Source organism: Streptomyces sp. NPDC002446 (genome assembly GCF_053595675.1).
Genome location: NZ_JBSFYC010000030.1, coordinates 15,594 through 27,891 on the forward strand (window position 1 = coordinate 15,594; position 12,298 = coordinate 27,891).

At 71.5% G+C, this 12,298-nt stretch carries 13 protein-coding genes; 7 read left to right on the plus strand and 6 right to left on the minus strand.

What is annotated here, in order from left to right:
• Positions 1-286 precede the first annotated feature (286 nt).
• From ACWD6P_RS18650 to ACWD6P_RS18670, 5 genes are all read left to right on the plus strand, one after another.
• Positions 287-1,015: a class I SAM-dependent methyltransferase gene (locus ACWD6P_RS18650; RefSeq protein WP_451445193.1), complete on the plus strand. Its 729-nt coding sequence runs from the start codon at positions 287-289 to the stop codon at positions 1,013-1,015.
• A 251-nt stretch (positions 1,016-1,266) separates the two neighbouring features.
• Positions 1,267-1,908, plus strand: a complete 642-nt coding sequence (locus tag ACWD6P_RS18655) for a hypothetical protein (RefSeq protein WP_451445194.1) — start codon at positions 1,267-1,269, stop codon at positions 1,906-1,908.
• 258 nt (positions 1,909-2,166) lie between these two features.
• Positions 2,167-3,093: a carbohydrate kinase family protein gene (locus ACWD6P_RS18660; protein WP_451445195.1), complete on the plus strand. Its 927-nt coding sequence runs from the start codon at positions 2,167-2,169 to the stop codon at positions 3,091-3,093.
• Positions 3,094-3,171: 78 nt separating this feature from the next.
• Positions 3,172-5,487 carry a trehalose-6-phosphate synthase gene (locus ACWD6P_RS18665; protein ID WP_451445196.1) on the plus strand — a complete coding sequence of 772 codons (2,316 nt, stop codon included), beginning with the start codon at positions 3,172-3,174 and terminating at the stop codon, positions 5,485-5,487.
• 98 nt (positions 5,488-5,585) lie between these two features.
• Positions 5,586-6,089, plus strand: a complete 504-nt coding sequence (locus ACWD6P_RS18670) for a hypothetical protein (protein ID WP_451445197.1) — start codon at positions 5,586-5,588, stop codon at positions 6,087-6,089.
• 12 nt (positions 6,090-6,101) lie between these two features.
• On the opposite strand, the gene ACWD6P_RS18675 is transcribed toward ACWD6P_RS18670, so the two are convergent.
• Positions 6,102-6,842 carry a L,D-transpeptidase family protein gene (locus ACWD6P_RS18675; RefSeq protein WP_451445198.1) on the minus strand — a complete coding sequence of 247 codons (741 nt, stop codon included), beginning with the start codon at positions 6,840-6,842 and terminating at the stop codon, positions 6,102-6,104.
• A 219-nt stretch (positions 6,843-7,061) separates the two neighbouring features.
• Here ACWD6P_RS18675 and ACWD6P_RS18680 point away from each other — a divergent pair, with 219 nt between their 5' ends.
• Positions 7,062-7,571 (plus strand): mycothiol transferase, encoded by a 510-nt coding sequence (locus tag ACWD6P_RS18680; protein ID WP_451445199.1) that lies wholly within the window; start codon positions 7,062-7,064, stop codon positions 7,569-7,571.
• A gap of 9 nt (positions 7,572-7,580) precedes the next feature.
• Here the strand turns inward: ACWD6P_RS18680 and ACWD6P_RS18685 are convergent, their stop codons facing one another.
• The 5 genes from ACWD6P_RS18685 to ACWD6P_RS18705 form a co-directional block, all read right to left on the minus strand.
• Positions 7,581-8,087 (minus strand): metallophosphoesterase family protein, encoded by a 507-nt coding sequence (locus ACWD6P_RS18685; RefSeq protein WP_451445200.1) that lies wholly within the window; start codon positions 8,085-8,087, stop codon positions 7,581-7,583.
• 82 nt (positions 8,088-8,169) lie between these two features.
• Positions 8,170-8,997: an SDR family oxidoreductase gene (locus ACWD6P_RS18690; RefSeq protein ID WP_451445201.1), complete on the minus strand. Its 828-nt coding sequence runs from the start codon at positions 8,995-8,997 to the stop codon at positions 8,170-8,172.
• A 148-nt stretch (positions 8,998-9,145) separates the two neighbouring features.
• Positions 9,146-9,805 carry a hypothetical protein gene (locus ACWD6P_RS18695; protein WP_451445202.1) on the minus strand — a complete coding sequence of 220 codons (660 nt, stop codon included), beginning with the start codon at positions 9,803-9,805 and terminating at the stop codon, positions 9,146-9,148.
• Entirely contained in the window at positions 9,805-10,347 is a 543-nt protein-coding gene (locus ACWD6P_RS18700) for an RNA polymerase sigma factor (protein ID WP_451445203.1), read from the minus strand. Before ACWD6P_RS18700 ends, ACWD6P_RS18695 begins: the two co-directional genes overlap by 1 nt.
• Positions 10,344-10,637, minus strand: a complete 294-nt coding sequence (locus ACWD6P_RS18705; RefSeq protein ID WP_451445204.1) for a hypothetical protein — start codon at positions 10,635-10,637, stop codon at positions 10,344-10,346. The genes ACWD6P_RS18700 and ACWD6P_RS18705 overlap by 4 nt, the downstream gene beginning before the upstream one ends.
• 826 nt (positions 10,638-11,463) lie before the next feature.
• Between ACWD6P_RS18705 and ACWD6P_RS18710 the strand changes: the two genes are divergently transcribed.
• A complete protein-coding gene (locus tag ACWD6P_RS18710) occupies positions 11,464-12,159 on the plus strand; it encodes a transglycosylase family protein (RefSeq protein WP_451445205.1) in 696 nt (231 codons plus the stop codon).
• The last annotated feature ends 139 nt before the right edge of the window (positions 12,160-12,298 follow it).

Consider the following 12,298-nt stretch of genomic DNA (forward strand, 5'->3'; position numbering starts at 1 on the left):
TGCGACTGCTGAGGCGCAGGGATGCGACCCGGAATGTCAGCGCGGTGAATCCGCGGGATGTGCGAGTCGATAGGGACGCGCAAGCGATGCGGAGGGAAAGACGGTGAACAGGGAGCCAGGCACCGGCGCCGGAAGATGCGGCGAACGAACACGAGTGCGCTCTCCAGCGCACTGTACCACCCGGTGCGGACGCGTGTGACGCACCGGCAGACTCATGAGGAGCCGCTCCGCCCCGCGGGCTGCGGGCTCTCGGCCTCAGATGCGGACGCGCCCTATGCTGAGCGCGATGTTCGCACCCCAGGGCCCCACACTCCGTGAACTCGCCGTCCAGGCACTGTCCTCCGTCGAGCGCGGCTACGACCTGCTCGCCCCGAAATTCGACCGCACTCCCTTCCGGACCCCCGATTCCGTGCTGTCGCCCGTGGCGCGGGCGCTGCGGAGCATGGGGCCGTTCGACAGCGGCCTCGACCTGTGCTGCGGCACGGGCGCGGGGGTGGGCGTACTGCGGCAGGTGTGCCGGGAGCGGGTCACCGGGGTCGACATCAGCGCGGGGATGCTCGCCGTGGGGCGCGCGCGGGAGCGGGCGTCCGCGGACGGCCCGCGCGTCGACTGGGTGCGGGCGGATGCCCGGGCCCTTCCGTTCGGGCCGGTCTTCGACCTCGCGGTGAGCTTCGGTGCGTTCGGGCACTTTCTGCCGTATGAGCGGCCGGGGCTGTTCGCTCAGGTCCACTCCGTGCTGCGCCCCGGCGGCCGGTTCGTCTTCCCCCTCGGTGCGCCTCCCCGCCCGGGGTCGCCGCTGTACTGGACGCTGCTGGCCTTCGATGCGGCGATGCGGGTGCGCAATGCGCTGTGGCGTCCGCCCTTCGTCATGTACTACCGGGCGTTCCGCCTCGCCGACGTACGGGCGGAGCTGACGCGGACGGGCTTCGACGTACAGCTGCACACGCTGCCGGAGCTCGGCCGCCGGCCCGACGGCAGCCCTCGGTGCCGGTTGCTGGTGGCCACGCGAACCTGACGCGACCTCCGTTTCGTATCCCCCTAAAGGGACTGTTCCTCCATCAACTACAACTTTACCGACTCTTGGTGTAGTTGAATCAGTTTTCACACCAGTCTCGAACGCAACAGCGGCGGGGCGCGACGCGCACCCACTCCACTCCGGAACCGTCGCCCCCACAAGGCCGCGTGTGAACTGGGCAACAGGCACGAGAGGCAACAAGCAAGATGGTGAAGAGGAACCGCAGAACGCTCCGGTACGGAAGCCGGCTGATGGCGCTGTCCACGGCCTCGTTGGGCATGGTCGCGGCGATGGCCATGCCCGCGGCCGCGGCCGCGGACGACGGACCCACCCGGGAGCAGCTGATAGCCGACTGCGCCTCCGGCGAGGGCAAGTGCAGCTTCAACGAGCCCAAGCTCGGCAAGGCGTACCTCGGCGACTTCCGACAGGTCTCCAACTCCCTCTACAACTGCAGCACTTCGGACGCGACCCAGTCGATGGGCTGGTCGGACACGGTGGGTTCGACGGACTCCGCCGGAGTCTCGGTCACCGCCGGCGGTAAGATCGCCGGTCTTATCGACCTGAGTGTGACCGCGACCTACAGTCACACCTGGTCGAGCTCGCACACCGAGAACAGCTCCCTGAACATGACGGTGAAGCCGGGCGAGGTGGGCTGGATCTCCCGCGCCCAGGTCATGCAGACCGTCTCGGGCACCTGGCAGACGCACTACGACAGCCCCAAGTGGGGGCACTACTTCTGGTTCGTGCCGGACACCGTCACGGGTCCCGCACCCAACGGCACGGACGGGCAGAGCAATGCGGTGACCGTCAAGACCCGCAAGATGACCGCGGCGGAGAAGGCCTCCTGCTCCGCCGACACGAAGAAGGGCCGGTCCTTCGTGGTGAAGCGCTGACCACGGCGGTGACCGGCTGACGGTAGCGGCTGATGCGGGGGCGCGGGCCGGCCCCGCGCCCCCGCGAAACCGCCGGCCCGGCACCTCCCGGCGCGGCTCTGCCGGACTGCGCCGGGAGGCGGCCCGCACCACGGCGGGTTCGGGGGCGGTGGCGGATTTGGCCGTCCGTGGCGCGACAGCGACCTGAATGGCCGTCATTTCGGCCATGTCCCAGGGTTGTCGGCCCGTTGCGCTGGGTGTTCTACATACAGTCCCGCCATGACACATGGGCATGACAGGGCCGGTGGTCCGGTGCTGGTGGCCGGGGCGTACTCGGTCGATCTCGTGTTCCGCGGGCTCACGGGACCCGTCGCGTACGGGAGGGAAGTGTGGGCCGAGGGCTTCAGCATGGTGCCCGGCGGGGCGTTCACACTGGCCATGGGGCTTCGGCGGCTGGGGCGCGAGGCCGTGTGGGCGGCGGACTTCGGCGATGATCCGTTCAGCCTGGCGGTCCTGTCGGCCGCGCGGGACGAGGGCCTGGACGAGCGGGGTTTTCGGCACCATCCGCGCCCGCTGCCCCATGTGACGGCGGCGCTGTCCCGGCCCGGTGACCGGGCGATGGTCTCGTACGCGGAGCCGGTCGCCGCCCGTCCGCTGGCGGAGCTGATCGAGACATACCGGCCGGTGCTGGTGATGCTGCCGTTCCTGCAGTACGGTCCCGCGGTCTCCGAGGCGCTGGATGTCGCCGCGCGGGTGGGGGCCGAGGTGTTCATGGACTGTCAGGACTTCGCCGGCAGCGTCGATATGCCCGAGGTGGCGAAGGCGCTCGGGCAGGTGGCCGTCTTCGCGCCCAACGAGGAGGAGGCCCTGCGGGTCAGCGGGACGCGGTCCGTGGATGACGCGCTGGAGGTGCTGGCGGGGCTGGTGCGCACCGTGGTCATCAAGCGGGGCGGCCGGGGCGCCGTCGCCGCGGAGCACGGTGTACGGGTCGCGCGGCCGTCGCCGCCGGTGGACGTGGTGGACACCACGGGAGCGGGCGACTGTTTCAACGTGGGCTTTGTGCACCGCCGCCTCGCGGGCGGGTCGCTCGCCGAGTGTGTGAGCGCCGGAGTCGCCTGCGGAGCGGCGTCGGTCACCGCCGCGGGGTCGGGCGCCGCTCCGGACCCGGCCGGGCTGGAGCGGTGGCTCGCACGGCTCTCCATATAGGCGGAGCCACGGCAGGAGGGTTCCGTGGGCTGAGCACGCACCGCGGAGACATGCACGTCCTACGACAACGGGAGAGACATGGCAGCGCTGGAGTCGGACGAGCGGGCTTCGCGCGAGCCGTCGGCCGCGGGGGCCGGAGTCCGGGTGCTGGTCACCGACCTGGACGGCACACTGCTCGGCGGGGACGGCACGGACCGCCGGCGGCTGCGCGCGGCCCTCGACCGGCATCCGGAGGTGACCGTGGTGTTCGCGACCGGCCGCTCGCTGTCGTCCGTCGAAGGCCTGCTGCGCGACGATCCGCTCCTCCCCCGCCCCAGGTGGATCATCGCGGACGTCGGGGCGAGTGTGATCGACGGGGCGGACCGGACGTGCGTCGGCCCGCTGCAGGAACAGTTGCGCCGTGGGTGGCCGGGGCAGCGGCGCGTACGGGAGCAGCTGGCGCGCTTTCCCGAACTCGTCTATCAGGACGGGGTCGTCCAGGAGGGACGCTGCTCGTTCTTCCTGCGTCCCGAGCAGCTCTCGGCGGCGCTCACCGACGCGGTGCGGGAGCTGGGCTGCGGATGGACGTACTCGGCGGGCCGCTACTTCGACGTCCTGCCGGCGCCGGCCGGCAAGGGCAATGCCCTCGCGCTGCTCGCCCGGCGCAACGGGTGGCCCATGGACGCGGTCCTCGTGGCCGGGGACTCCGTCAACGATCTGTCGCTGTTCCAGGTCGGCGCGCACGGCGTGCTCATGAGCAATGCCGAACCCGCCCTCCGGGAGGGGATCGAGCGGATTCCCGGCCGTGCCGGCGTCCACCGGCCGGACCGTCCGGGGGCCGGCGGCATCCTGTCCGCGCTGGAGAGCCTGGGCTGGACCGAACGTACGCGCCCCGTCGTGATCGGGTACCACCGCCCGCCGGTGCGCTGGGCCGACGGGCAGTGGCAGCGGCCGCTGAGTCCGAACGGTGTGCTGCCCACCCTGCAGGGCCTGTCCCGCCCCGACGGTTCCAGCGCCGCAGGTCCCGACGCCGTCTGGGCCACGACGCTGGTCGAGGAAGGGACCGGGGGCGACGCGGGCGCGGACTCGCACGGCGAGGGTGCGCGCACCCGCCCCGGCCCGCCGCACCAGACCGGTCTCCCGCTGGCGTTCCTGCCGGTGGCCGCCGCGCAGTGGACGGAGTACTTCCACCGGGCGTGCAAGGAGACGCTCTGGCCCGCGCTGATGTCCCAGCCCGACCGGATGCGGCACAGCGCCTCGGCCTGGCGGCAGTACGAGACGTTCAACGCGCGCTTCGCCGACCATGTGAGCGCCCATGCGGCGCGCGGCGCCACGGTCTGGCTGCACGACTACAACCTCTGGCTCGTGCCCGGCATCCTGCGCGCCGCACGGCCGGACCTGCATGTGGGGCTGTTCCACCACACGCCGTTCCCGCCGCCGGACGCGTTCGCCCGCATCCCCACCGCCGAGCAGCTCCGCGACTCCCTTGCCTGCCTGGACTGGGCCGGTTTCCACACCGCCGAGTTCGCCGGTCACTTCCGGCGGGCGCTGGCCGGCGCCCGCCGGACACCGCGCACCGGCGTCCACCCCCTGGGCATCGACCGGCAGGCCGTCGAGGAGCTCGCCCGTACGCGCTCGGCGCCGGCGGCACCTGACCCGTACGGGCGGCCGGGGCCGATACTGATCCTGTCGGTGGAACGGCTCGACTACGCCAAGGCGCCGCTGGAGAAGGTCCATGCCATCGCGACCCTGCTGGACCAACACCCCGAATGGGCGGTCAAGTTGAAGTTCCGCCTGGTGTGCCCGCCGCCCGAACCGGGGATCCGCGTCCACGACACCACACGCGCGGCCCTCGAGCGCGCCATCGCCGATCTCAACGGACGCTGGCGCACCAGCGGTGGGGAACCCGTCGAATACCTCCCCCGGACCCTGTCGTTCGGCGAGGTGGTCGACCACTACCTGGCGGCGGATGTGTTCTGGGTGACGTCACTGCAGGACGGTATGAACCTCACCGCGAAGGAGTTCATCGCCAGCCACGCCGCCACCGGCCGGTCCGGGGTGCTGGTTCTCTCCCGCCACACCGGAGCGGCCTCCCAACTGGGCGCCGCGGCCCTCCTGACGGATCCGCGCTCCCCCCGGGATCTCGTCACGGCCCTGCACCGCGCGCTGACCATGACGCCCCCGGAACGCGCGGCCCACCTCGCGCACCTCGCCGCTCTCCTCGACGACCAGACGCCCGCCCGGTGGGCGCGTCAGATCATCGCCGCCATCCGGCGACCGCCGGCGCGGGCGCCGGGGACGACGAGTGCGGCGGCCACAACGGGCACAACAGATCTGCCGCGTACGGCGGTTACGGAGCGCACCGCGGAGACGACGGGCGCCGCGGCGGGTGCGGAAGGGGCCTTCATGCGCTGAGCCGCTCCCCGGCAGGTTCCCCGAAACGCGGTGCGCGCGCCCCGACAGCGGGTATCACCCGTGCGAATCCGCATTTCTGCGCCCCCCGGGAGCTGCTCATGAAGCACACCCGTCCCCAGCCCGGCGACATCGGACTCACCCAGATCTCCGGTGTCACCGGCCGGTTGATCCGCTTCGGACAGTGGCTCAACGGAGACGGTTTCGCCGACTACCAACACGCCTTCCTGGTCCTGCCCGACGAGCGGCTGCTGGAAGCCCAGCCGGGCGGGGCCCGTATCCGGCCGCTCACCGCGTACGCGGACACCGATGTGCTCTACGTGTACCCGGCAGGGCTCACCGAGCAGCAGCGCGCCGGTATCTGCGCGGCGGCCACCCGGTATGTCGGGGTGCCCTACAGCTTCCTCGACTACCTCGCGATCGCCACGCACCGGCTGCATCTGCCCGTGCCGGGGCTGCGACGCTATATCGCCAGCACCCGGCACATGATCTGCTCCCAGCTCGTCGACCAGTGCTATCTCGACGCCGGCGTGCACCTGTTCGCCGACGGGCGCTGGCCCGGCTATGTGACGCCGATGGCGCTGTACAACGTGCTGGCCCGCTGATCCGTCCGCTGCTCAGGTACCGGACTTACGGCCGTAGACGTAGACGTCGTCCCCGTTCCTGAGCAGGGACCAGTACTTCTTCGCGTCATTGGTGCGCATGTTGACGCAGCCGTGCGAGCCGGGGGCCGACCAGACGCTGCCGCTGATGGAGTGGAAGGCCTGTCCCCCGTCGAAGAACTGGCTGTAGGGCATGGGCACGTCGTAGAGGGTCGAGACGTGGTGCAGGTTGCGCCAGTAGATCTTCTTGGCGCCGGTGCGGGTCTCGTGGCCGTCGCGGCCGGTGCGGACCGGGACAGGACCGAACACCAGCCGCGACCCGTCCTGGATCCAGCTGAGCTGCCGGGTCAGATCGACACAGGCTATTCGCCCCTTGTTGGTGGGGCACTTACGGGCCTTGTTCGGGTTGTGGCCGGCCGCCTTCTGCTGGGCTACCAGGCTCATCACGCCCCAGGTGACGGGTCCGGCGTAGCCGATGTTCGGGGTGATGCCGTGGCTGGTCTGGAAGGCACGGATCGCCCGGCAGTCGTCCGCCGACTGCCGCCCGTCGACCCGGAGCCCGAGGAACTTCTCGGCCTGCTTCTGGTAGGGACCACGCAGCGCGGTGCAGGGGGACGCGGATGCCGTGGTGGCGGCCTGGGCGGTGGAGCCGAAGGCCACCGTCAGCGGGAGGGTCAACGCGGTGAGGGCGAGGGCCGCACCCGCGCGGCGGCCGGCGCCGGAGGACTGCCGGCCCAGGTTCAGTCGTCTCTTCATGCCGGGTAGGACTGTTCACCCGACCCGCCGGTTGCAGGCGTGACCGACCCGAAATCTCCGGGTACGTCATATCCGGCCTGACCGGATCCTGCCGGGGTGACGGATCGGCCTCTCACCATTTGTGCCGGATCGGCCTCCCACCATTTCCACCGCTCCCTTGCGACCATGGGCGCGCCGCCTGGGCTGACGCCCGCCGCCCTTCGCCGCAGAGGAGCCCGTATGACCGCCAGTGCGGACCTGCTTGTCGACGCCTTCGGCCGTATCCGCGAGGCCGTCGAGGACGCGGTCGACGGGCTCAGCCCCGACGAGCTCGCCGAGCGCCCCGACGACGGCGCCAACTCCGTCGGCTGGCTGGTCTGGCATCTCACCAGGATCCAGGACGATCATGTCGCCGGTGCGGCCGGGACCGAGCAGATGTGGACCTCCGACGAGTGGTATGAGCGCTTCGGGCTGCCGTTCCCGGCCGATGACACCGGGTACGGCCACTCCCGCAAGGAGGTGGCGGAGGTGCGGGACCTCAGCGCGCAGCTGCTGACCGGCTACCACGAGGCGGTCCACGACAACACGGTGCAGTTCCTCGCCGGGATCGACGACAAGGATCTCCAGCGCGTCGTCGACCGTGCCTGGTCGCCGCCCGTCACCCTGGGCGTCCGGCTGGTCAGCGTCCTCGCCGACGATCTGCAGCACGCCGGCCAGGCCGCGTACGTCCGCGGTCTGCTCGGTCGTTGAGGGTGCGTCTCAGCGGCCGCGGGACGGCAGGGTGTGCAACCGCACGTCGGTGAGCCGGCCCGCGTGCACCTCGGCCGTCATATAGGTGCAGTGCGGCTGGCGCCGGCGGTCGGTCGGCGAACCGGGGTTCAGCAGGCGCAGCCGGTCGTCGGCCAGGGAGTCCCAGGGGATGTGGCTGTGTCCGAACACCAGCACATCGAGGTCGGGGAACCGCTCGGCGCAACGACGCTCACGCCCCTGTGCGGGGCCCGTCTCGTGCACCACGCCGAACCGCACGCCCTCCAGCTCCGCATACGCCACCTCCGGCAGCCGGGACCGCAGCTCCGGCCCGTCGTTGTTGCCGTACACCCCGATCAGCCGCCGGGCGCGGGCCTCCAGCAGGTCCAGGGTGGCGGTGTCGACCCAGTCTCCGGCGTGCACGACGACATCGGCGCGCGGCAGTTCGTCGAGCAGCTGCGGCGGTAGCGCCTTGGCGCGCCGGGGCAGGTGGGTGTCGGAGATCAGCAGGAGTCGCACGGGGTGACGGTATCCGTCCAGGAGCGTCCGGGGGCCCGGGCGCCGCGATGTCCGGCCCGCGGGCCGCGCCCTTCGCCGCCGGTCAGCGCTCCTGGGCCGTCGGCCGGACCATGATCTCGTTGATCGCCATATGCGCCGGCTGGGTGATCATGAAGGTGATGGTGCGGGCGATGTCGTCGGCCCGCAGCCAGGATTCCTGGGGCACGCCGTGGGCCGCCGCGGCCGGGCTGGCGCCGACCGTCATCTCCGTCGCCGTCAGGCCGGGTTCGACGAGCCCGACCCGCACTCCTCGCCCGGTCACCTCCTGGCGCAGCGCCTCGCTGAACGAGCACACCGCGTGCTTGGTCGCCGAGTAGACGCTGTTGTCCTTACGGGGCACCCGGCCGGCGACCGAGCTCACGGTGACGAGGTCGGCGACGCCCCGGGGCCCCTCCCCCGCCGCGCGCAGCAGATGCGGGAGCGCGGCATGGGACATCCGCAGCACCGCGGTGAGGCTGAGATCGACCATCCGGTCCCAGTCCGCCAGGCTGCTGTCCGCCACCGGGCCGCGCGCGCCGAAGCCCGCGTTGTTCACCAGCACGTCGAGCCGCCCGAAGTGGTCCACGGCCCGCTCGACCGCCTGACCGGCCTGGGCGGCCTCGCTCAGATCGGCGGGCACGGCCAGCGAGGCGCTGCCCTGCTCGCCGAGCGCCTCCGCGAGCTCGGCCAGGCGCGCGGGACGACGGGCGACCAGGGCGACCGAGCAGCCCTCGCGGGCGAGCGCCCGAGCGGTGGCCGCGCCGATGCCGCTGGAGGCGCCGGTCACCAGCGCGACACAGCCCGACAGCGGTTGCCGGGCGGGGTGCGGCTGTGCGCCGGCTGCGCCCCGGCCTGCGGCCGTGCCGCTGTCCTCGGTCCGTTCGCTGTCCATCGTGCCCGTGCTCCTCGCGTTCGACGATCGTTGCGGCACACATACCCGGAACGCCGCTCTCGCGTCCCACGGTTCACGCGGCTGTCCGGCGGGCGTACCACCCGCCGGACAGCCGCACCAGGCCTCCTCGCTGCCCGGCCTCGCCTTCCTACTGCGTGACCAGCCCCCGGGGCAGATGGTTCTGCTGGAGGAAGGTCTGCAGGCTGCGGTCCCAGGTGCGGGCGAAGCCCTGGGCCAGCTCGGAGGAGCCGCGGATGGGGATGGGCAGGTGGAGGTCGAGGGCGAAGCCCATCATCCGGGCGATCGTCCGCCACAGCCGGGCGTCGGTGGTGCGGCCGACCGCGGCGTGGTGCACGGCCAGCAGATGGGCGGCGAGCTCGTCGCCGGCACCGGCCGCGAAGCGCCACCAGTACAGCGCGCTGTCCCACTTGTCGAGGGTGTAGAGGAGACAGGCGAAGGTTCTCGCACCGGCCGCGTCGTAGTCGGCCGCGAACGCGCCGAGCGTGTCGATGTCCTTCGAACGCAGCACGACGTTGCACAGCCGCCGGGCCTCCGCGAGGACGACCGCGGACGGGATGGCCGGGGTGAGGATGGGCGTCGGACGGCGCCGCCGGCGGCCGCGGGCCGGGGCAGGGCGTACGGGCGTGGGCCGGATGCCGCCGACCGTGGCGCGGGTGACGGGCTCGGGTTCGCGGCCGGCGCCGTCGGCGATACGGGCCGCCAGGCGCTGGGTGAAGGCCACCGGGTCGTGGTCGGCGAACTCCAGGTTGAGGGCTTCGGCCTGACGTCGTAGCAGGTCTTCGAGCATCACGCGTCCTCTCCGGTCCTGGCAGAACCATTCGTCATGATCTCTTTGAGCCGTTGCAGTCCGATGCTGGTGCTGACCTTCGCGGCGCCGGGGGTGGTGCCCAGCCGCTCGGCGATCTGGTCGTAGGACAGGCCCGCCAGGTGGCGCAGGCGCACGGAGTTGGCCTGCAGGGGCGCGGTGGACTCCAGTTCGTCCAGGGCGAGGTCGAGCGGCTCGTAACTGCGCAGCTCCTGGAGGTAGGCGGTGTCGGGCGGGTCGGCGAAGGGCTGCACCCGGCTGTGGCGGATCTCGCGGCGGTAGAAGTCGGAGATGACGCCGTTGAGGATGGTGTACGTCATGGCTTTGGGGTTTACGTGGGCCAAAATGCGCTCCCACTTGGAGTACATACGGCAACCGGCTTCCAAGGTGGCCTCCTCCGCGTCCCGGCGGTCCCTGAGGCGGGAGGCGGCGATGGCGAGGAGCGCCTTCTGTTCGCGCTGGAAGAAGACCTCGAAGTCCAGCGGCAGGTCGGTCGGGCTGGCCAGGGGCGAGTGCTCGTTCACCGGGCCTCCTCGCAGGGATGGCCCGTCGGTGGCAGCGGAACGGAGGGGACGGCGGGGACGGCGGGATCCGCGGATGCGCCGTAGCGCGGGCGGTCCTGGAAGAAGGCGCCGCGCGGTGGTGGCACGGCGGTGGTTCGGGTGGTGGCGATGGCGCGGTGGTGCTCCGCACGGGCCTGAGAGGCGGTGCGGACCACGCGCCGGACAAGGGCGTCGAGTCCTGTGGCGGTCAACCGGTAGACGCCGACCAGTGCCAGCGCGTACCAGGGCCATGAGTGCCCCAAGTGCTCCACGAGCCCTCCCTTCATGAGAGTTACTGCCACCCGCGTCGTTGCGGGTGGGGCGCAACGTGCGATGCGCTTCTTGCCCCTCTCACCGACGAGAGGGGCCCTCAGGGTTAATCAGGCTGCGTACACAATCAGCAGAAAGTGATCGATCAATTGCATACTGTGCTTCCGACCTGCACTTTTGCGCAGCGGGCGTGATCAATGCCACATTGACGATAGGTTTAACGACCAGTAACTCCTGTTCGAGAAACGGTGGTTCGCCTTCCGTGCGGACAGGACGGGGCGTCGGGGACGGGCAACACCCTTCGCGCGGCGGCCGACTCGGGCCGCACACCGCATGCCGCGCCCCTCCGGTCCCGGCCCGGCCCGTTCCGAACTGCCCCGGCAGGACGGGTGGTTGCACCGTCGCACCGGGCCAGGACGAGCCGTTGCACTGCCCAGAGGTCCGTGCGCGGTGCGTGCGTGCCTGCGCAGCGCATGCACCAAGCGCCCCGGATGCGCTCGGCGGACACCCCCGCGGCGGGTGAACGATCACCCGGCCCCGGGGAGGCATGCGCCTACGGCATGAGGGGTGCGCCCCCGCCCGTCAGAGCGGGTGCGCCGTGGGCAGGCATGCCCGTGCTCCGGAGGCAAGGGGGCAGGGCGAGCCGCGGCGGCGCTACCGCGCGCTCTGCCGATGCGAACTCGGTGCGTGGTTGTCTCGTCCCCGTCGAATTCATGGCGCCGCACGGAAATCGCGGTACGGGCACCACTCGAACGCGATTTCCGACAAGGCGTCACGTTTCCTGAATGGCCGCCAGGGAACTGCGCGGCAAGCGACGGGAGCAAACGCATGGAATTTCCGCAGGTATCGGAGTCGACCGACCGGAACGAATTCCGGAGCTACGGGGTCCGGGGCATCACGGCGGCGGCCGTACTGCTGGCGGCCGGCGCGCTGAACGTGGCGGCCGAGCAGCCGGCCGAGGCGGCGGCAGGCGGGACGTGGGACCGGCTGGCCGGGTGCGAGAGCGGAGGCAACTGGCGTATCGATACCGGCAACGGGTTCTCCGGCGGGCTGCAGCTCGCCCACTCCACCTGGCGTTCGTTCGGCGGCCGGGCGTACGGGGCACGGGCTGCGCACGCGAGCCGGGCACAGCAAATCCACGTGGCGGAGCGGGTGTTGGCCCGGCAGGGATGGGGCGCCTGGCCCGCCTGCTCGGCCCGGCTCGGCCTCAACTCGGCCAGCCGGCACACCGCACCGCGGGTCACCACCCCCCGCCCGGCACCACAGCGGGCGGCCCAGGCGCCGGCCCACCAGCCGCCGCGGCACCCGCAGTTCCACCAGAAGCGGTACAAGCCGCGCCCGCACCGCAGCGCCCACGGCAGCACCGTCGTCGTCAACACCGGGGACACGCTCAGCGGTATCGCCTCCGCGTTTGGATTCCGCTGGCAGGAATTCCACCGGGTGAACCGCGAGGTGATCGGCAAGAATCCGGACCTCATTTTCCCCGGCACCCGCCTCGCGGTACCGCGCAGCAATTCCCACTGAGCGTCAATTCGGCGCGAAGTGCGCACGAAACGAGCACGAAGTAGTCGCGCTCCGCAACACGAAGTAGTCCCGATCCGAAACCCGTTCTGAGACCCGTAGCGGAATACCCGGGTATTCCCCAGCGGTGGGTTGCAGGCCG

What these genes read in the sequence shown, in the direction of transcription:
- ACWD6P_RS18670 (WP_451445197.1), top strand. Translation starts at nt 5,586, where the DNA reads ATGAAGCACACCCGTCCCCAGCCCGGCGACATCGGACTCACCCAGATC.
- ACWD6P_RS18675 (WP_451445198.1), bottom strand. Translation starts at nt 6,842, where the DNA reads ATGAAGAGACGACTGAACCTGGGCCGGCAGTCCTCCGGCGCCGGCCGC.
- ACWD6P_RS18665 (WP_451445196.1), top strand. Translation starts at nt 3,172, where the DNA reads ATGGCAGCGCTGGAGTCGGACGAGCGGGCTTCGCGCGAGCCGTCGGCC.
- ACWD6P_RS18680 (WP_451445199.1), top strand. Translation starts at nt 7,062, where the DNA reads ATGACCGCCAGTGCGGACCTGCTTGTCGACGCCTTCGGCCGTATCCGC.
- ACWD6P_RS18655 (WP_451445194.1), top strand. Translation starts at nt 1,267, where the DNA reads ATGGCGCTGTCCACGGCCTCGTTGGGCATGGTCGCGGCGATGGCCATG.
- ACWD6P_RS18710 (WP_451445205.1), top strand. Translation starts at nt 11,464, where the DNA reads ATGGAATTTCCGCAGGTATCGGAGTCGACCGACCGGAACGAATTCCGG.
- ACWD6P_RS18660 (WP_451445195.1), top strand. Translation starts at nt 2,167, where the DNA reads ATGACACATGGGCATGACAGGGCCGGTGGTCCGGTGCTGGTGGCCGGG.
- ACWD6P_RS18650 (WP_451445193.1), top strand. Translation starts at nt 287, where the DNA reads ATGTTCGCACCCCAGGGCCCCACACTCCGTGAACTCGCCGTCCAGGCA.
- ACWD6P_RS18690 (WP_451445201.1), bottom strand. Translation starts at nt 8,997, where the DNA reads ATGGACAGCGAACGGACCGAGGACAGCGGCACGGCCGCAGGCCGGGGC.
- ACWD6P_RS18695 (WP_451445202.1), bottom strand. Translation starts at nt 9,805, where the DNA reads ATGCTCGAAGACCTGCTACGACGTCAGGCCGAAGCCCTCAACCTGGAG.